Here is a 17077-nt window from a genome sequence, read left to right on the forward strand (position 1 = left end):
GATGACCCTACTTCGTTGCCTGCCGTTGGCGGCCGTGCTGTTGGCCGGCTGTCAGTCTCTGCCGGAGGATCGCCAGGATCCGGTGGAGAGCAAGCAGGCCCTGAATAGGGCGCTGGAGGAACAGCAGGCCAAGAGCAATCAGGTGGCGCCGCCGATGGCACTGCCTACCGATGTTGCCCGGGAGCTGGCGGTGCCTCGTCTGCCGGATAACCGTCGTGCCCAACCTCTGGTGGATGTGGCGGCCAAGGATGTGGATGCCCAGGTGTTTTTTGCCAGCCTGGTTGAGGGCAGTCGTTACAGTGTCGCGGTTCACCCCGGGGTTCAGGGCACCATCTCCCTGAATCTGAGACAGGTGACCATCGATGAGGTGCTGAAGACCGTCGAGGATATCTACGGCTACGATGTGCGTCGCAGCGGCCGGGTGTTGCAGATCTACCCCACGGGAATGCGCACCGAGACCTTCGCGGTGAACTACCTCTACATGAAGCGCGCGGGTCTGTCGGTGACCAGTGTTAACTCCGGTCGCCTGACCGATGACAACAACAATAACGACAGTGGTAACAACAACTCCAACAACAACTCCAACTCCTCCAATGACAATGGAGATTCCAATAACAACCGCAATTCCAATGGCACTCGCATTGAGACCCTCAGTGAGACCGACTTCTGGACTGAGCTGAGAGAGAGTGTGACTACCCTGGTGGGCTCCGGGCAGGGTCGCTCCGTGGTGATGTTGCCTCAGGCGGGCCTGGTGACGGTTCGGGCCAATCCGGAAGAGCTGCGGTTGGTGGGTGAGTTCCTGGGCCAGGCTCAGGAACACATGCAACGCCAGGTGATTCTGGAAGCGCGGATTCTGGAAGTGCGGCTGAACGACGGCTTCCAGCAGGGCATTCAGTGGACTCTGCTCGACGATGGTCAGGGCGCCAGCAACGTCTGGTCTGGTGGCACCAGTGCCGGTGAGTTTGGCAACCAGGTGACTCAGGCACTGGGCAACCTCACCAGCCTGACCTTCTCCAACTCCGACTTCAACGCGGTGATCAACCTGCTGGATACCCAGGGCGATGTGGATACCCTCTCCAGCCCCAGGGTGACCGCCACCAACAATCAGAAGGCGGTGATCAAGGTCGGGACCGATGAGTACTTCGTTACCGAGATCTCCAGTACCACCACGGTGGCGGGCAATACCGCCATCAACAACCCGGAGATTGAGCTGACCCCCTTCTTTTCGGGCATCGCCCTGGATGTGACGCCGCAGATCTCCAAAGAGGGTGAAGTCTTACTGCACGTCCACCCCTCGGTGTCCGACATTTCAGAACAGGTGAAGACCATCAATGTACTGGGTGACCAGGTGGAACTGCCCCTGGCCCAGAGTGATATTCGTGAGTCCGATACGCTGATTCGCGCCAGCAGCGGCGACGTGGTGGTGATTGGCGGTCTGATGAAGACCCTGAAAGAGGAGATCGAGTCCAAGGTGCCTCTGCTGGGTGACATTCCCGGCCTGGGCCTGCTGTTCACCAACACGGCTCAGCGTGAGTCCAAGACTGAACTGGTGATTCTTCTTAAGCCTACGGTGATCGAAAAGGGCTCCTGGCAACAGCAGCTGGAGCAGTCCCAGTCACTGATCGACACCTGGTACCCAACTAACTGAGTCTATGTATCTGTATCACTTTGGTTTAAGGGAGTTGCCATTCTCCCTGACCCCCAACACTCAGTTCTTTATGCAGCTAGCGCCTCATGTGGAGGCGCTTCAGGTTCTGCACACCGCTTTGGCGGCGGGTGAGGGGTTTATCAAGGTGACCGGCGAAGTGGGGACAGGTAAAACCCTGCTGTGCCGCAAGATGCTCAACGAGCTCGGCGACCAGTATCAGATCGCCTATCTGCCCAACCCCTATCTGAAAGCCGACGAACTGCGTCAGGCGGTGGCGGCCGAGCTGGGCATCGCCCCCAAGGGGGATCAGCATCACCTGACCGAGGCGATCAGCCATCGATTGATGGAGCTGGCCGGTCAGGGTAAGCGAGTGGTGCTGCTTCTGGACGAAGCTCAGGCCTTGCCCGATGAGAGCCTTGAGGCCCTGCGCCTGTTCACCAATCTGGAAACCGAGTACGCCAAGCTGCTGCAGGTGGTGCTCTTCGGTCAACCCGAGCTGGAGCAGCGCCTGGCCGAGAGCAAATTCCGTCAGTTGCGTCAGCGGATCACCTTCAGTTACAAGCTGCGGGGCCTGACTCTGGAGGAGGCGTGTGGCTATGTGGAGCACAGGTTGGCTGTGGCCGGATACCAGGGCAACCCGCTATTCAGCTGGCAGCAGATGAACTGGCTGCATCGGGCATCAGGGGGCATTCCCCGCCTGCTGAATGTGCTTTGCAATAAGGCGCTGATGCTGGCCTATGGTGCCGGTGAGCGGAAACGGATCAGCAATGAGATGGTTCGTTCGGCGGTGTCCGATACCGAAGCGGCCCAGACTCTGCTTCCCTGGTGGCGTGAGAACCTGCTGATGGTGCTCTCTTTGACCATGCTGGCTGTGGCGGGCACAGGATTGGCGCTGAGCCTCTACCTGGAGGGGCCCCTATGAGCGTCATTAACAAGATGCTGAAAGACCTGGATCAGCAGCAGCGCCAGAGAATTCTGCAGCCCAACCTGGCCACTACCGCGGTGCCACTGCAGGGGCAGGGCAAGCGTAGCTGGTGGTGGTTGATTCTGCTGGCCAGCCTGGTGCTGACCCTGGTGATCTGGATTGGGCTCTGGCCCAGGCTTGAGGGCCGCCTGGCGCAAACTACCCAACAGCAGCCAGCTGCGGCAGCGAGCCCGGCGACTCTGCCAAGTGGCTCTTCCGAGCCGCCCTCTGTGGAGAGCGCCCGGGTGGCTGAGCCTGGGGGAGAAGCAACCCAGGTTGAGGCGCTGCCACAGTCAGCACCCTTGCCGCAGCCCAAAACTGAAAGTCTGGTCAATGTTGCCGTTGCCGAGCCCGTAGCGGAGCAGGTGGCAGCAGGGGCTCACCAGGTTGAACCTTTAACCCAACCTAGTGGGGTGAAGCAGCCTGTAAGCCTGGATCTGGCATCAACCCAAACGGCCAGCATTGCGGATGTCGAGACCGCCGGTGTCGATAAGGTTGCCAGAGTGGAGTTGGCTGCTGGGCCTGAAGAGCGACAGAAACCTCAGGATCAGGTACAGAGCAAGCCGCCACAGCCCAAGCCCCAGGTGATGGTGGTGGCTCCGGCCAAGCTCTCCCACGAGCAACAGGCGCAGGCGCTCTATCTGCAGGGAAAGGAGCAGGGTGGAACCGACGCACTGCGTCAGGCCCTGGCACTGGACGAATCTCTGCATCAGGCCCGGGTGTTGTTGGCCCAGCGCCTGGCGATCGCCGATCCCGGTGAAGCGCTGGTGATTCTGGCGGAGGCCAGCCGCCGCTGGCCCGCAGAGCCGGATTACCCGCTTACCGCTGCCGAGGTCGCCCTGGGCTCCGGTGCCCGAGAGCAGGCAGCCTTGTGGCTGGGACAATTGAATCAACAACCGCTGTCTTTGCCGATGATGGCTCGACGGGCGGATCTGGCCAGGGAGCTGTCGATGCTCACCCTGGCTGTCACTGATTACCGGGGGCTGGCCAATGCCGATCCCCGTCAGGGGCGCTGGTGGTTCGGCCTGGCCCACAGTCTGGATCGACTTGGAAGTTACGGCGAGGCGGCCTCCGCTTATCGCCGGGCGTTGTCCACCGGCACTCTGTCGGACAGCGCCAGAAGATACATCGAGCAGCGCTTGCAACAGCTTGGAGACGCAGGATGAAACCTCAGTTAAAACAGCGTTTGGGTGATCTGCTGGTCAGTCAGCAGATCATTACCGAAGAGCAGCTGAATCAGGCGCTGACCGCCCAGCGCAGTGGTGGCCGTAAGCTGGGACGGACCCTGATCGATCTCGGATTTATTGGTGAGGAGAAGCTGCTCTCCTTCCTCTCCCGGCAGATGAATGTGCCCTTCGTGGACATCAGTGAACGCCGCCTGGACCCCAATGTGGTGAAGCTGATCCCTGAGATGCACGCCCGTCGTTTCCGGGCCCTGGTGATCGACGCCGATAACCGAAGTGCCACTGTGGCCATGAGTGACCCGGCGGATCTGGCGGCCTATGACGCCATTGTGCCCATGCTGTCGCCTCGCGTGGTGGAGCTGGCCCTGGTCACCGAAAGCCAGCTGTTTGAGGGGATCGACAGCCTCTATCGTCAGACCGATCGCATCGCCTCCATCGCCGGAGAGCTGCAGCAGGAGCATCAGCAGGAGCAGGAGTTCGACCTGGCCAGCATTACGGCCCAGGATGCGGACAATGAAGCGACCGTAGTGCGTCTGCTCAACTCCATCTTCGAGGATGCGATTCGAAGCCGGGCATCGGATATCCATATTGAGCCCGGTGACAAGGAGCTGCGGATTCGTCAGCGGGTGGACGGTCAGCTGCAGGAAACCGTACTGACCGAATACGGCATCTCCAGCGCCCTGGTGCTGAGAATCAAGCTGATGGCCAGCCTGGATATCTCCGAAAAACGGATTCCTCAGGATGGCCGCTTCCATTTCGAGGTCGGTAAGCATCAGCTGGATGTGCGGGTCTCGACCATGCCGGTGCAGTTTGGTGAGTCTGTGGTGATGCGTCTGCTGGACCAGTCTGCGGGCCTGCTGGAACTTGAGCAGACCGGGATGCCTGCGGAGATCATTGCCCGGCTGCGCCATCAGATTAACCGCCCTCACGGCATGATTCTGGTTACCGGACCCACAGGTTCAGGTAAAACCACCACCCTGTACGCAGCCCTGAATGAGCTGAACAAGCCCAATTCCAAGATCATCACCGTAGAGGATCCGGTGGAATACCGGCTGCCCCGGGTGAACCAGGTGCAGGTGAATCAGAAGATTGGCCTGGGCTTTTCAGAGGTGTTGCGTACCACACTGCGTCAGGATCCGGACATCATCATGGTGGGGGAGATGCGAGACCAGGAAACCGCGGAGATTGGCCTGCGAGGCGCGATCACCGGTCACCTGGTGCTGTCGACCCTGCACACCAACGATGCCATCACCTCGACTCTGCGTCTGATTGACATGGGTGCGGCACCCTATCTGGTGGCCAGCGCCCTGAGGGCGATCATCGCCCAGCGACTGGTGCGGCGGGTCTGCCCCCGTTGCGGTGAGGTGCATACCCCATCACCCTCCGAGATGGCCTGGCTGCGTCATATCCAGCCCCATGTGGAGCATGAATCCCAGGGTTACCGCAAGGGCCGGGGCTGTCAGTACTGCAACCACACCGGCTACCGGGGGCGTATCGGCGTGTTCGAGATGCTGGAGCTGGACGAGCCCATGGTGGAAGCCCTGCGCAAGGGCAGCCCGGATGAGTTTGCCGCGGCGGTGCGAAACAGCGGCCAGTTCCGTCCACTGGTGGACAGTGCCCTGGAGTATGCGTCTCAGGGAGTCACCAGTATCGAGGATGCCATGCGACTGGCAGAGGATGTCAGTGAGCTGGCCTCCCCCTTGATTGACCGCGCCCGCGAGATGAGAGGCTGATATGCCGCACTACCGATATCAAGGTCGGGATGGCAGCGGCGCCCAGGTAGAAGGGGTGCTGGAAGCGACCAATGAAAGCGCCGCCGCCGATCAACTGATGCGCCGGGCCATTGTGCCTCTGCGCATCGAGCTGAAGCAGGAATCCCAGGGCATCGACCTGAAGGTGCTGTTTCGCCGCAAGGTGAAGATGGCGGACCTGCAGATGTTCACTCGGCAGATGCTGTCACTGACCCGATCCGGTATCCCTCTGCTGCGCGCCATCAATGGTCTGGCGGAGTCTACCCATTGCAAGGTGCTGGCCGAGGCTCTCAAGGATGTTGCCAGCCAGTTGACCTCGGGCTATGCCCTGTCGTCGGCCCTGAACCAGCACCCTCACGTGTTCGGCGAACTCTATGTGGCCATGGTGCATGTTGGGGAAAATACCGGTCAGCTGGACCAGGCGTTTGAGCGGCTGTCCCTGCACTTGGAGATGGAGCAGGACACCAAGCGTCGCATCAACACGGCGTTGCGCTACCCCATCCTGGTGCTGGCCTTTATCGTTGTCGCCCTGGTGGTGATCAATGTGCTGGTGATCCCCGAGTTTGCCAAGATGTTCGCCAAATTCGGCGCCGAATTGCCACTGCCCACCCGGATCCTTATTGGCACCTCAGACTTTTTCCTTAACTACTGGCCATGGTTGATCGTCGGACTACTTGGGGGCATTTGGGGCTGGCGAATGTGGCTGAGTACCGATAAGGGGCGCTGGACCTTCGACAGGTTCAAGCTGCGGATGCCCATCGTCGGCAGCATTCTGGACAGGGCGACGCTGGCGCGTTTTGCCCGAAGCCTGTCGATGATGCTGCGCGGCGGTGTGCCGGTGAACCAGTCACTCTCGCTGGTGGCCGATGCGGTGGACAACCGATTTATGCATGACCGTATCGTCGAGATGCGCCACGGCATTGAAGGGGGGGAGTCCATTACCCGGACCGCGGCCCAGTCCCAGTTGTTCACGCCCCTGGTGCTGCAGATGCTCTCCGTGGGTGAGGAGACTGGGCGTATTGATGAGCTGCTGGATGACGCCGCCGAGTATTACGAGCGGGAAGTGGATTACGACCTCAAGACCCTGACCGCCAGAATTGAGCCGATCCTGCTGATCATTGTGGCAGCCATGGTGATGGTGCTGGCCCTGGGTGTGTACTTGCCCATGTGGGACATGTTCAGTGCCTACAAGGGCGGAACCTGATGAATCTGCAGCAGAGGGTGGAGTTTCGCTTAAAGCGGGATTTTTCCCAACTACTCACCCTGGTGGTGGTGCTGGCAGTCATCTATCTGTTGCTGAGTGGCTGGAACGAAAAACAGCCTGATATAGACCGAAATATGGCGTATATCATGCAAGGAAGAGTGGTAACCAGCGTAAATTTGGCGCGAGCCAGCTGGATGCAGCAAGGCAGGCCAAAAGAGATACTTTGGTCTGTCCCGTCTCCTGACTTGCAGCCGGAAGAGGTTCAGGCGAGGGTGCGGCTCACTGAAAGAGGGTGGCCAGACCCTGCAAGCGATTGTAATAAATGGTGGTTTTTGATGATGGGGAGGGAGCTCTCCAACAGCAGCATCACCTTGCGGGAAGAGCGGGGAAACTGCTGGGTCAGTTTTCACTCACAGCCGTTTCTAAGGTATGATTCCGCCACGGGAAGTGTCATTTTGTTGTCGGACGACGAATAATCGTCACTTTCCACTCATAAGATTTTGTTTTAGGTGCCTTAAAGGTACAATTTTGTTTGGGATCACATTTTTCTCAGTTGAGCGACAGAAGGAAGCGTGACATGAAAAGACAAACCGGTTTCTCTCTGGTCGAACTGGTTATCGTAGTGGTGGTGCTGGGCCTGCTGGCCGCAGTGGCGCTTCCTCGTTTTATCGACATCACCGATCAAGCCGAAGATGCCGCTTCCGAAGGCGTGGCGGGTGGCTTTGCCTCTGCCGTGGGCATTACCCGGGCTCAATGGGAAGTGGAAGGTCGTCCCGATACCGCCATTGGCCGCGTCGTGCTGGATGGTCAGTATGTGAATGTTAACGCCTACGGCTACCCTGCGGGTGCTCGTGGACAGGCGCCAACCTCTATGGATGCCTCCAGTTGTCTGGCCGTCTTCGACCAAATTTTACAAAGCCCTCCTCCGGCGGTTCTTCGCAGTGCTAGCGCGGCGGATCTGGCAGATGCACGATTTGCGGTGGATGTAAGCAGCGGTACCGGCGGTACCCTGGTTATTCCCGGCGGCACCGACATTACCGGCCTGGATGAGTGCTACTACGTGCAGACCGCCACCGTGGACACCAATAACATGCCTGCCAGCTTTGATGGTGGCCAGGGCAAAGGCTTTAAATACAACCCAGGCACCGGCCAGGTTGTCACCTTCTCCAACTAAGACTTGTTGTAACTAGTACGGAATAGAGATTATGAATGCACAACGTGGTTTTACCCTGATTGAGCTGGTGGTTGTGATCATCGTTCTGGGTATCCTGGCAGTGACCGCTGCACCTAAGTTTATTGACCTGCAAAGCGATGCCCGCAAAGCCACCCTGCAAGGTGCCAAGGGTGCCCTGCAAGGTGCCAATGCGTTGATCTACTCTAAAGCTGCCATCAACAGTGACCTGGATAAGAACTGTGCTGCGGCCACCAAGCCTGATGGCTGTGACGATATTAATGTTGATGGTTCAGCCACCGACGTTACGCCGGTATACGGTTCCGTAGCCGCCGATGCGGACCAGATCCAGGCCGCTGCAGAACTGAGCGGTGATGAGTGGGATCTGGATGACAGTACCACCAGTGGCACCGTTTACATTACTCCTGACGGCGTAACTGTGGTCACCGGAGCGGATAAGTCCAATGCTTGCCAGCTGGAATATGTGCCCGCCACCAGCAGTGTTTCCGCCAAGTACACCATTGAAGACAACGGTTGCTAACGATCAGATGTGTTTTTGGGGAGGCGCACTGCGCTTCCCGGTTTTATCGCCTTAATCGGCGAATTTTGACCTTTTTGGGGATCTTATTATGAAGCGACAGTCCGGTTTTACCCTGATTGAATTGGTAGTGGTCATTATTGTGCTGGGTATCCTGGCTGTTACTGCCGCTCCGAAATTTATCAACCTGCAGAATGATGCTCGTAAGGCCACTCTGGATGGGATGAAGGCCTCTGTTCAGGGTGCTAACTCCCTGATCTACGCCAAGGCAGCCATCGAAGGCAAAGAAAATAAGTCCACTGAGACTGTTTCCAGTGTCGCCATAGTCAATGGCTATGTGGCACCTACTTTTGCTGCTCTGGATGAAGCGGTGGAGGCTGACTTTGGCACTGCAAAGTTGGCTGCGGCTGACACCGTGGCTACTGCTGAGTGGGGCATCTTTGAAGGCACTAACTCCGCAATCATCGTGCCTAACGGTTTTGCCTCCAATGGCACCTGTAAATTGACCTACACCAATAATGCCGGCGCACTGAGCTACGTTGTCGATGGCAGTGGCTGTTAATCCAATTTAGGATTTGGCCTATGGGGCGACAGAATAGAGGTTTTACCCTGGTAGAGCTGGTGACCATCATCCTTCTGGTCACCATACTCTCTGTCGCCGCCATGACCCGGTTTCTGGGGGCGGACCAGTTTGCGGTCCGCGCCGCCCAGGACCAACTTCTCTCTGAACTCTCCTATCTGCAACAACTCTCCCTGGCGGGACAAAGCTGCCAATTGAGCGTGGCGCCTCGCGGCTTCTGGCTGCCTGCCTCTTGTGGCTCTCCGGCACGACAAAGCCGGCAGGAGCAGTGTGACTCCGGGGATACCATCACCAATGGTGTTTGTCTGAATGATGGCGTGGGCCTGAATATGGCGGGCACTACCACCTTCACCCTGGGTATGGATGACCTGGGCAGGGTGACCGGCTGTACCCTGACCGGCGGCATCTGCCGCCTGACCCTGACCGGCACAGAAACCCTTGGGGTGTGCATCGAAACCGAGGGGTATATCCATGGCTGCTGACAACCGCGGGTTCACTCTGCTGGAGATGGTGGTGGGCATGGTGGTGATGGGCATCGCCCTGGTGATGCTGGCGACTCTGGTGTTCCCTCAGGCGGAGCGGGCGGCGCAAAGCCTCTATCAGGTTCGTGCAGCCCAGTTGGGCCAGGCGGTCATGGGCGAGTTGATGGGGCGGCAGTTTGACCGCAACACGCCCAACGGTGGCGGCCAGGTGACTACCCTGAACTGCACCAAGGTGACCGCGGGCAACGACCCCACAGCCTGGGCCTTTGTGGAGGACTACAACGGCTATCGTGGCAGTGCCGATGACCTGCTGGGGAACAGTTCCTATGAGCGCTTCGGGTTGGAGGTGGATGTCAGCTGTAACTCCGCCGCAGTTGGCAGCACCAACTGGTCGGGTGGCGCCAAGGTGATCTCCATTACCGCAGTGGCGCCAGACGGCAGCCGCTTTCCCTTCCAGATGGTGAGGGGGAACTTCTGATGCGAGTGCGCGGCTTTACCCTGATGGAGCTGTTGATCACCATGCTGTTGCTCAGCATTGTCTCCATCGGTGTCTCCAGCTTTGTTACCTACGCCACCCGCATCTATGCCGACAGCCAGGCCTGGTCAGAGTCGATCAGCCAGTATCGTTATGGCCTTCAGCGTCTCTCACGGGAGTTGAGGGACGCCCTGCCGGGCAGTATCTCTGTGGGGGCCAGTGGCACCAGTCAGTGTGTGAATTTCCGACCCATCGTCGACAGCGGTCATTTCATCGAGGCGCCGGTGCACAACAACGCCCGGCAGATCTCCGCTTTTGCCCTGCCTTGCTGCACAGCCTCCAATTGCAATGCCTGCGACATGGGGCAGGGACTGGCGATTCTGGATGGTTATTCGGTTCCTGCGATCCTGCCTAAGGTGACCGCGTCGAGTTGCAGCGGCGGAGTCTGCACACTGACCCTGGATCAGGATCTGATTCAGGGGGACTTCTCCGTAGGCAAACGTTTCTTTGTGGCGGGCAACAGCGTCAGTTACTGCCTGAGTAACACGGGCAACCTGAGCCGAACGGCCAACGGCGCCACCAGTCTGATGGGAGAGGGGTTTGGCAATAACCTTGGGGGCTGCGATCTGTCGGACAGAGATAATGAGCAGTGTCCCTTCACTCTGTTGCCTCCCAGTCTGGCCAGAAACAATGTGGTCAAACTGCAGTTTTGGCTGACCGAGGCCGGTCAGTCCCAACGTTTTGCTCAGGAGGTCCAGGTTGAGAATGTCCCCTGACAAGCAGCGTGGCTCCACCCTGATCATTGCCCTGTTTATCGTGGTGGTGATGTTGATGCTGGGGGTGACCCTGGTGCAGATGCTGGACAGCCAGGATGACCAGATGGTGCTGGAGGTGAACGGTACCCGCACCTGGTCTGCTGGCCAGGCGGGTCTGGATTGGGGGCTGGCTCAGGTTCTCAACCGTGGCGCCGTGGCGGCAGATACCGCCTGCACCGCAGCCAGCACCACCTTGAGTGGTGGCGCCGGCTTGCCAACGGGGGCGGGCTTGGGGAACTGTCGGGTTCAGGTGAACTGCAGCCATTCCGCCTTCAATCTGGACGGCGATGTGCGCAATCGTTTTATTATCAGCTCCAACGCCAGTTGTGGAACCGGAGGTTTGGCAGTGAGCCGCGCCTTCGAGTCCCAGGCGTTCGATTAGGTGGGGAACGCTATGGCACGGTTGAGCTCGATGATATCTGTACTTCTGCTGGCCTTGCTGTGTGCTGCGCCTCAGGCAGAAGCGAAGCCTAAAGCCCAAAGTTACATTGATATGGACGCTCACCCCACTCAAAGCCTCAAGGTGATGATCAACGAGATCAATGTGGAGCGTGGCTATGTCGAGCTGTTTTTCCGTGAGACCCTCACCGACTCCACAGGCTGGCAGATTCAGTGGGCCAGTGCAGGTAGCCAGGGAACACCGGTCGCGCTGGGCTGCGATGAAAACAGCTGCCAGGCTAATACTTTCAAGGTGTTTTATGGCTTCAGTTTTCACCCTAATCATATTGAAGTGATGGTGACTGCCCCGGCCAGCCCGGCCGGCTCTAACAACTCCGTCGTGCACTATGTTCGTTCATCAAACAATGCCAACAGCATCAAGAACAAACAGGTATGGAGTGTTGAAGACAGTGTCGCCACCGACGTATTCAAAAGCGGCAGCCTGACCGATATCTGTGCCAAGCCCGATGGCAGCGCCTTGGACCCTGACTGGGACCGATGTGAACCCTCCGAGGGCACGTCGAACGACGGTGGTGTGGTGCCGCCCATATCCGTGTTTCCCCGTTTTCAGCACCCGGACAGCACCATCACCTGCCAGGGGGCAGAGATCGGCGTTGATCTGTGCAGCAATGCAGATTGTTCCAGCGTCGACAGCACCAATTCTCTGGTAATCAGCCTGTCACCGGACAGCGGGGTGACCTGGGAGAACCTGACGAGGGGGACCAGCGGCCAGTCACTCGAGGTGTGGCATGGCGACCGACTCCAGTTGTGGGCCGACAGTTCCGGCATGGTGACCATCGGCGCCGTGGGCCAGAGCCATCTGTGTCTCAGTGATAGCGGCAGCCACAGCTGCAACATCGAGTTTAAGAACAGCGGCATTGATCTGAGCGTCTTGCTGAATAATGCCGAGCAATCCGGGTTGACCGCCTGCCGCAATGACTACCTGCTGCATCTGGCCTTGCTGGAAACCGATGCCGTCAATCCAAGGCGGTGCCTGCCGGTTGCCAGCAGTGAGCGGGTGACGTTCAGCTTTGCCTATGTTGAGCCTGCGCAGCCACAGGTTGAGGCTACCCTTGCCGTAGGCAGTGCTGTACTCAAGGAGGGTCAAACCAAATCCCAGAGCCTCTCTTTTGATAACAATGGCGAAGCGACGATTCCAATCCAGTATGACGAGGCGGGCAGGCTTAATCTCTCGGCTTCCCTCGGCCGAGGGCAGGGCAGAGTGACCCTGAGTGGTGAATCCAAGCTTGACTGGCTGCCGGCCGGGCTGCACATCAGTGCCGGTGATACCCTGTGCACCGCCGGTGACGAAAGTTGCGACCCCCTGATGAAGGCGGGCAACAGCGTCGATGTGGATGTGACCGCACATTGCTGGGTGGCCAATGATGACGGCAACTTTGGTAATAACCCCGGGACCAAAAACTTCCGCCACAGTGGCATCGATCTCGAGCCGGAGCTGGTGGCGCCCAGTGGCGGCCAGAACAGCGCCGATCTGCCGGCGGATGCCAGCGGTAATGCGGTTATCGGAAACGATGGCAGTGGTACCGTGGCCCGGGTTCTGGATGAAGTGGGCGTCTTCCGCTTCGTGCCAAAGAGCGACATCGACTACCTGGGGCATCAGCTGGCCAAGAGCAGCGTCAGCTCAGCCAACATTGGCCGGGTGACGCCGGCCTACCTGGGGGCAGAAACCTCCAATACGGTTCTCGGGGCCTACTGCAACAGCTTCAGTTACCTTGGCCAGCCCGTGCCCTATACTTCGGCGCCTGTGGTCACGGTGACCGGTTACGCCACCGATGGCAGTGTCACCCAAAACTTTGACTCAGCGTTCTGGAATCTGCCCAACCCCATGAACGCCAGAACCTATGCCACTCAAAGCGCATCGGTCACCGTGCAGGAACCTGTGGGGATTGCGGTGACCGAGGCGGACGCCAATGATCTCGACGGCAGCCGCCGCTTCGGCGTCAACAAAAGCTGGATAAGTTTTGCCAGGCCGATTTCTCCGGTGGCCCCCTTGGGCAGTACCGCAACGGGCAGTCAAACCACCCTGACTCTGCCCTCGGCGGCCTTCACCGTCAGCGCTGATCAGCTGTGCCTGGGTCAGTGGGGCAGCTGTCAAAGCTCCGACTTTACTACCCAGAATGGCGGCACCAGCCTGGGGTACATCCAGGGCCCGCAGCTGCGCTATGGTCGCGCCGTGCTGGCCAGTGCCTATGGCAGCGAGAATCAGGTGGTGCGCATGCCCCTGACCCTGGAGTACTACAATGGTCAGCAGTTTGCCACCAACCTGTTGGATACCGGTTTTTACGGTGATGGCCGGGCCTTGAATGCTGGTTCCCCCGCCACCTCGGGCAGGGTAACCCTGACCGGCTCTCTGAATCCGCTGCCGACAACCTCAGGTCAGGCGTATGCCCTGTCGGGTGTCTTCGAGTCGCTCTCCATTGCCGGGGCTGGGGCGGTCACCAATCCGCCTCTGGCCCTGGAGTACCACCTGGAACACCCCTTTGCCAGTCAGGCAGGCTGCACCTTCCCTGAGGCGGCCTCCATGGCGCCGACCTGGCTGCAGTGGTATTGGGATAAGGACCAGCCATCGGTGCTGCAGAACCCCAGCGCTGAGGTCACTCTGGGCCGGTATCGGGGGCACGATAAAGTGATATATCGCCGAGAGCTGTTCTGAGGAATCTGGGAAACTTAACCTTTCAAAAAGGCGCTTTTTAAGCCGCGGCTGAAGGCTGGTGTCGGAAAATTGGAGCAAGTCGTTTTTTCGACACTGTGAAATAACCATTAACCCCAGTAGTAAAGCGGGTTGTGGATTGGTCGGGGCGTTGGTAAAGTTAGCTGATTTTCGCATTTCTTACCGTTTCGCATACAGGGCTGGTACATGTTCAAAAAGCTTCGTGGAGTTTTCTCCAACGACCTATCTATCGATTTAGGTACCGCCAACACGCTGATCTACGTAAAAGATCAGGGAATCGTCCTGAATGAGCCATCTGTAGTGGCCATCCGTCAGGAGGGGCCCAACGCCAAGAGCGTTGCAGCCGTTGGTAGTGCAGCTAAGCGTATGCTGGGGCGTACCCCAGGCAACATCAAGGCAATCCGCCCCATGAAAGACGGTGTTATCGCCGACTTTATGGTGTGTGAGAAGATGCTGCAGTATTTCATCAAGCAGGTGCATGACAGCGGTCTGTTCCGTCCAAGCCCTCGGGTACTGATCTGCGTTCCTTGCGGCTCTACCCAGGTTGAGCGTCGCGCCATCCGTGAATCTGCCCTGGGTGCCGGTGCCCGCGAAGTCTATCTGATTGACGAGCCCATGGCGGCTGCCATCGGTGCCGGTCTGCCAGTATCCGAAGCCACAGGTTCCATGGTGGTGGACATCGGTGGTGGTACTACCGAGGTGGCGATCATCTCCCTGAACGGCGTGGTGTACTCCGCTTCTGCCCGTGTGGGTGGCGACAAGTTTGATGAAGCGATCATCAACTACGTACGTCGTAACTACGGCAGCCTGATTGGTGAGGCCACTGCCGAGCGCATCAAGCATGAGATCGGTTCCGCCTACCCAGGTGATGAGGTGCGGGAGATCGAAGTGCGCGGCCGTAACCTGGCCGAGGGTGTGCCACGCAGCTTCACCCTGAACAGCAACGAAATTCTGGAAGCCCTGCAGGAGCCTCTGTCCGGCATCGTCAGCGCCGTGATGACCGCTCTTGAGCAGTCTCCACCCGAACTGGCTTCTGACATCTCCGAGCGCGGTATGGTGCTCACCGGCGGTGGCGCCATGCTGCGTGACCTGGACCACCTGCTGCAGGAAGAGACCGGCATCCCCGTGGTGATCGCCGATGAGCCTCTGACCTGTGTTGCCCTGGGTGGTGGTAAAGCCCTGGAGATGATCGACGTCCACGGCGGTGACATCTTCGCCGAAGAGTAATTGGCGGATTACCGCTGAATGAAACCCTTCTTTATCCAAGGTGCGTCTCCGCAATACCGCCTGTTCATGGCGGTATTGCTTTCTCTCGCCCTGATTCTGGCCAACGACCGGCTATTGCCCCTGCGCTCCGCCATGGCAACCCTGGTGAGTCCGCTGCAGTACCTGGCGAATGTACCCGCCCTGGTGCTGGATGAGGTCTCCACCAACCTGTCCACCCGAGCCCAACTCCTCAAGGAGAACGATCGCCTGCAGCAGCGGCAGCTGCTGATGAGTGAGCAGTTGCTGAAGATGGCCAACCTCCAGGAGGAGAACGCCCGCCTGCGTGCCCTGCTGCAATCCCCCACCCGCAAAGACGCTCGCCGCATGGTGGCCGAGGTGATGTTTGTGGATCGTGACCCCTTCAAGAGCCAGGTGCTTATCGATAAGGGGCTGAACGAAGGGGTGTATGTGGGCCAGCCTGTGCTGGACGACTCCGGCGTGGTGGGGCAGGTGACCGAGGTGGCCCAGACCACGGCCAGGGTACTGCTGATTGCCGACTTTACCCACGCCATTCCGGTGCGGGTAGCCCGTAACGATGTGCGTGCGGTGGCCCATGGCAGCGGTAAGCTGAATCAGTTGGAGCTGGCCAATGTGCCCATGAGCACCGACGTCCGGGTGGGGGACCTGTTGATCTCCTCCGGATTGGGGCAGCGCTTCCCCGAAGGCTACCCCGTCGCTACCGTGACCCAGGTGGTCCGGGATGAGGGGATGACCTGGGCCCAGATCAGCGCGGAGCCCGTGGCTCACCTGGATCGAATCCGCTATCTGCTGCTGTTGTGGCAGAACGAAGTACAGGGCAACACCCCTCAGGAGAACACAGATGGATAAGCCACAGCGTTACGGCATCATCTGGATCAGCATCCTGATTGCCCTGTTCCTGCAGATCATGCCTCTGCCACAGCTGGTGGCAGACTGGCGCCCGGACTGGGTGATGCTGGTGTTGGCCTACTGGACTCTGGCTCTGCCTCACAGGGTGGGCATTCTGACCGCTTTTGTGGTTGGCCTGTTGCTGGATGTATTGCTGGGAGCCACCCTGGGGGTACGCTCATTGGCATTGTCCGTGGTGATCTATCTGGTGGTGCTTCAATATCAGAAGCTGCGCCACTTTGCCTGGCTGCAGCAGATGAGCATCATCGCCATGCTGAGCCTGCTCAGCCATCTTCTGGTATTCTGGGCAGAATATCTGCATAGCGGTGTTCAGCTCTCCTGGGAATACCTGAAGCCAGTGGTGATTACCCCCCTGCTGTGGCCCTGGGTCTTCTGGTTGCTCAGGCGTACCCGCCGTCACTACAAGGTTAAATAGCCATGACCCTGCCAAACTGCTTCCTGGCCTCCTCCTCCCCTCGCCGGAGAGAGTTGCTGGGACAGCTGGGCTGTCAATTTGAATGTGTCAGCCCGGAGATCGATGAAACCCCAGGAGATGGGGAGAGTCCAACTGATTATGTGGCCCGCCTGGCCAGGGAAAAAGCCCGCGCGGGCGAAGCCCTGACCGACTGCAGCCGTCCGGTGCTGGGGTCAGACACCGTGGTGGTGCTCGACGGCCGGATTCTGGGTAAACCTGTGGATGAGGCGGACGCCATAGAGACGCTGGCGGCACTGCAAGGGCGCAGTCATCAGGTGATGACCGCCGTTGCCCTGGTACAGGGGGAACGACTGGAACAGGTCGTGGTGACCACCCAGGTCAGTTTCAGCGCCATGACCCGGCCGCAGATTGAAGATTATGTTGCCAGTGGCGAGCCCATGGACAAGGCGGGCAGCTATGGAATCCAGGGACTGGGCGGCGCCTACGTGAAGGCGATAAACGGCAGCTACTCTGCCGTGGTGGGCCTACCCTTGGTAGAGACCCGAGAACTCTTATCCCGTTTTTAA

The 17077-nt window shown here is 59.0% G+C and carries 18 protein-coding genes; all 18 read left to right on the plus strand.

Translation table 11 applies throughout. From position 1 onward, the window contains the following. Position 1: 1 nt before the first annotated feature. A complete protein-coding gene (gene mshL, locus ACN0RV_RS01450) occupies positions 2–1648 on the plus strand; it encodes a pilus (MSHA type) biogenesis protein MshL (protein WP_417345386.1) in 1647 nt (548 codons plus the stop codon). A 4-nt stretch (positions 1649–1652) separates the two neighbouring features. Further along, the gene (locus ACN0RV_RS01455) at positions 1653–2570 is read left to right on the plus strand and encodes an ExeA family protein (RefSeq protein ID WP_417344907.1); all 918 of its coding nucleotides are present in this window, start codon (positions 1653–1655) and stop codon (positions 2568–2570) included. Further along, on the plus strand, positions 2567–3778 hold the full coding sequence (locus tag ACN0RV_RS01460) for a hypothetical protein (protein WP_417344909.1): 1212 nt from the start codon (positions 2567–2569) through the stop codon (positions 3776–3778). Before ACN0RV_RS01455 ends, ACN0RV_RS01460 begins: the two co-directional genes overlap by 4 nt. Next, a complete protein-coding gene (locus tag ACN0RV_RS01465; protein ID WP_417344911.1) occupies positions 3775–5529 on the plus strand; it encodes a GspE/PulE family protein in 1755 nt (584 codons plus the stop codon). The genes ACN0RV_RS01460 and ACN0RV_RS01465 overlap by 4 nt, the downstream gene beginning before the upstream one ends. A gap of 1 nt (position 5530) precedes the next feature. Then, positions 5531–6751 (plus strand): type II secretion system F family protein, encoded by a 1221-nt coding sequence (locus ACN0RV_RS01470; RefSeq protein ID WP_417344912.1) that lies wholly within the window; start codon positions 5531–5533, stop codon positions 6749–6751. Further along, positions 6751–7227, plus strand: a complete 477-nt coding sequence (locus ACN0RV_RS01475; protein ID WP_417344914.1) for a hypothetical protein — start codon at positions 6751–6753, stop codon at positions 7225–7227. Before ACN0RV_RS01470 ends, ACN0RV_RS01475 begins: the two co-directional genes overlap by 1 nt. Before the next feature lie 101 nt (positions 7228–7328). Continuing rightward, on the plus strand, positions 7329–7925 hold the full coding sequence (locus ACN0RV_RS01480) for a prepilin-type N-terminal cleavage/methylation domain-containing protein (protein ID WP_417344918.1): 597 nt from the start codon (positions 7329–7331) through the stop codon (positions 7923–7925). Positions 7926–7956: 31 nt separating this feature from the next. Next, a complete protein-coding gene (locus ACN0RV_RS01485) occupies positions 7957–8463 on the plus strand; it encodes a type II secretion system protein (protein ID WP_417344920.1) in 507 nt (168 codons plus the stop codon). Positions 8464–8551: 88 nt separating this feature from the next. Further along, positions 8552–9022: a type II secretion system protein gene (locus ACN0RV_RS01490; protein ID WP_417344921.1), complete on the plus strand. Its 471-nt coding sequence runs from the start codon at positions 8552–8554 to the stop codon at positions 9020–9022. Between the two features lie 20 nt (positions 9023–9042). Further along, positions 9043–9522 carry a pilus assembly FimT family protein gene (locus ACN0RV_RS01495; RefSeq protein WP_417344923.1) on the plus strand — a complete coding sequence of 160 codons (480 nt, stop codon included), beginning with the start codon at positions 9043–9045 and terminating at the stop codon, positions 9520–9522. Then, complete coding sequence (locus ACN0RV_RS01500; RefSeq protein ID WP_417344925.1) at positions 9512–10000, plus strand: type IV pilus modification PilV family protein; 489 nt, start codon at positions 9512–9514, stop codon at positions 9998–10000. The genes ACN0RV_RS01495 and ACN0RV_RS01500 overlap by 11 nt, the downstream gene beginning before the upstream one ends. After that, positions 10000–10773, plus strand: a complete 774-nt coding sequence (locus ACN0RV_RS01505) for a PulJ/GspJ family protein (protein WP_417344927.1) — start codon at positions 10000–10002, stop codon at positions 10771–10773. Before ACN0RV_RS01500 ends, ACN0RV_RS01505 begins: the two co-directional genes overlap by 1 nt. After that, positions 10763–11194, plus strand: a complete 432-nt coding sequence (locus ACN0RV_RS01510) for a hypothetical protein (protein WP_417344929.1) — start codon at positions 10763–10765, stop codon at positions 11192–11194. The genes ACN0RV_RS01505 and ACN0RV_RS01510 overlap by 11 nt, the downstream gene beginning before the upstream one ends. 30 nt (positions 11195–11224) lie before the next feature. Beyond that, a complete protein-coding gene (locus ACN0RV_RS01515; RefSeq protein ID WP_417344931.1) occupies positions 11225–13924 on the plus strand; it encodes a DUF6701 domain-containing protein in 2700 nt (899 codons plus the stop codon). 204 nt (positions 13925–14128) lie between these two features. Next, positions 14129–15169 carry a rod shape-determining protein gene (locus ACN0RV_RS01520; RefSeq protein WP_286340628.1) on the plus strand — a complete coding sequence of 347 codons (1041 nt, stop codon included), beginning with the start codon at positions 14129–14131 and terminating at the stop codon, positions 15167–15169. 18 nt (positions 15170–15187) lie between these two features. Continuing rightward, positions 15188–16036, plus strand: coding sequence for a rod shape-determining protein MreC (gene mreC, locus ACN0RV_RS01525; protein ID WP_417344933.1), 849 nt, complete (start codon positions 15188–15190; stop codon positions 16034–16036). Continuing rightward, entirely contained in the window at positions 16029–16511 is a 483-nt protein-coding gene (gene mreD / locus ACN0RV_RS01530) for a rod shape-determining protein MreD (protein ID WP_417344935.1), read from the plus strand. Before mreC ends, mreD begins: the two co-directional genes overlap by 8 nt. A 2-nt stretch (positions 16512–16513) precedes the next feature. Continuing rightward, a complete protein-coding gene (locus ACN0RV_RS01535) occupies positions 16514–17077 on the plus strand; it encodes a Maf family protein (protein ID WP_417344937.1) in 564 nt (187 codons plus the stop codon).

The organism is Ferrimonas sp. (assembly GCF_048263965.1).
Lineage (GTDB): Bacteria > Pseudomonadota > Gammaproteobacteria > Enterobacterales > Shewanellaceae > Ferrimonas.

Bases quoted from the DNA above. Each gene is read 5' to 3' on its own strand.
- ACN0RV_RS01520 (WP_286340628.1), top strand. From the start codon at position 14,129: ATGTTCAAAAAGCTTCGTGGAGTTTTCTCCAACGACCTATCTATCGAT.
- mshL (WP_417345386.1), top strand. From the start codon at position 2: ATGACCCTACTTCGTTGCCTGCCGTTGGCGGCCGTGCTGTTGGCCGGC.
- ACN0RV_RS01505 (WP_417344927.1), top strand. From the start codon at position 10,000: ATGCGAGTGCGCGGCTTTACCCTGATGGAGCTGTTGATCACCATGCTG.
- ACN0RV_RS01490 (WP_417344921.1), top strand. From the start codon at position 8,552: ATGAAGCGACAGTCCGGTTTTACCCTGATTGAATTGGTAGTGGTCATT.
- ACN0RV_RS01480 (WP_417344918.1), top strand. From the start codon at position 7,329: ATGAAAAGACAAACCGGTTTCTCTCTGGTCGAACTGGTTATCGTAGTG.
- ACN0RV_RS01475 (WP_417344914.1), top strand. From the start codon at position 6,751: ATGAATCTGCAGCAGAGGGTGGAGTTTCGCTTAAAGCGGGATTTTTCC.
- ACN0RV_RS01470 (WP_417344912.1), top strand. From the start codon at position 5,531: ATGCCGCACTACCGATATCAAGGTCGGGATGGCAGCGGCGCCCAGGTA.
- ACN0RV_RS01485 (WP_417344920.1), top strand. From the start codon at position 7,957: ATGAATGCACAACGTGGTTTTACCCTGATTGAGCTGGTGGTTGTGATC.
- ACN0RV_RS01510 (WP_417344929.1), top strand. From the start codon at position 10,763: ATGTCCCCTGACAAGCAGCGTGGCTCCACCCTGATCATTGCCCTGTTT.
- ACN0RV_RS01465 (WP_417344911.1), top strand. From the start codon at position 3,775: ATGAAACCTCAGTTAAAACAGCGTTTGGGTGATCTGCTGGTCAGTCAG.
- ACN0RV_RS01460 (WP_417344909.1), top strand. From the start codon at position 2,567: ATGAGCGTCATTAACAAGATGCTGAAAGACCTGGATCAGCAGCAGCGC.
- mreC (WP_417344933.1), top strand. From the start codon at position 15,188: ATGAAACCCTTCTTTATCCAAGGTGCGTCTCCGCAATACCGCCTGTTC.
- ACN0RV_RS01535 (WP_417344937.1), top strand. From the start codon at position 16,514: ATGACCCTGCCAAACTGCTTCCTGGCCTCCTCCTCCCCTCGCCGGAGA.
- ACN0RV_RS01515 (WP_417344931.1), top strand. From the start codon at position 11,225: ATGATATCTGTACTTCTGCTGGCCTTGCTGTGTGCTGCGCCTCAGGCA.
- ACN0RV_RS01495 (WP_417344923.1), top strand. From the start codon at position 9,043: ATGGGGCGACAGAATAGAGGTTTTACCCTGGTAGAGCTGGTGACCATC.
- ACN0RV_RS01500 (WP_417344925.1), top strand. From the start codon at position 9,512: ATGGCTGCTGACAACCGCGGGTTCACTCTGCTGGAGATGGTGGTGGGC.
- ACN0RV_RS01455 (WP_417344907.1), top strand. From the start codon at position 1,653: ATGTATCTGTATCACTTTGGTTTAAGGGAGTTGCCATTCTCCCTGACC.
- mreD (WP_417344935.1), top strand. From the start codon at position 16,029: ATGGATAAGCCACAGCGTTACGGCATCATCTGGATCAGCATCCTGATT.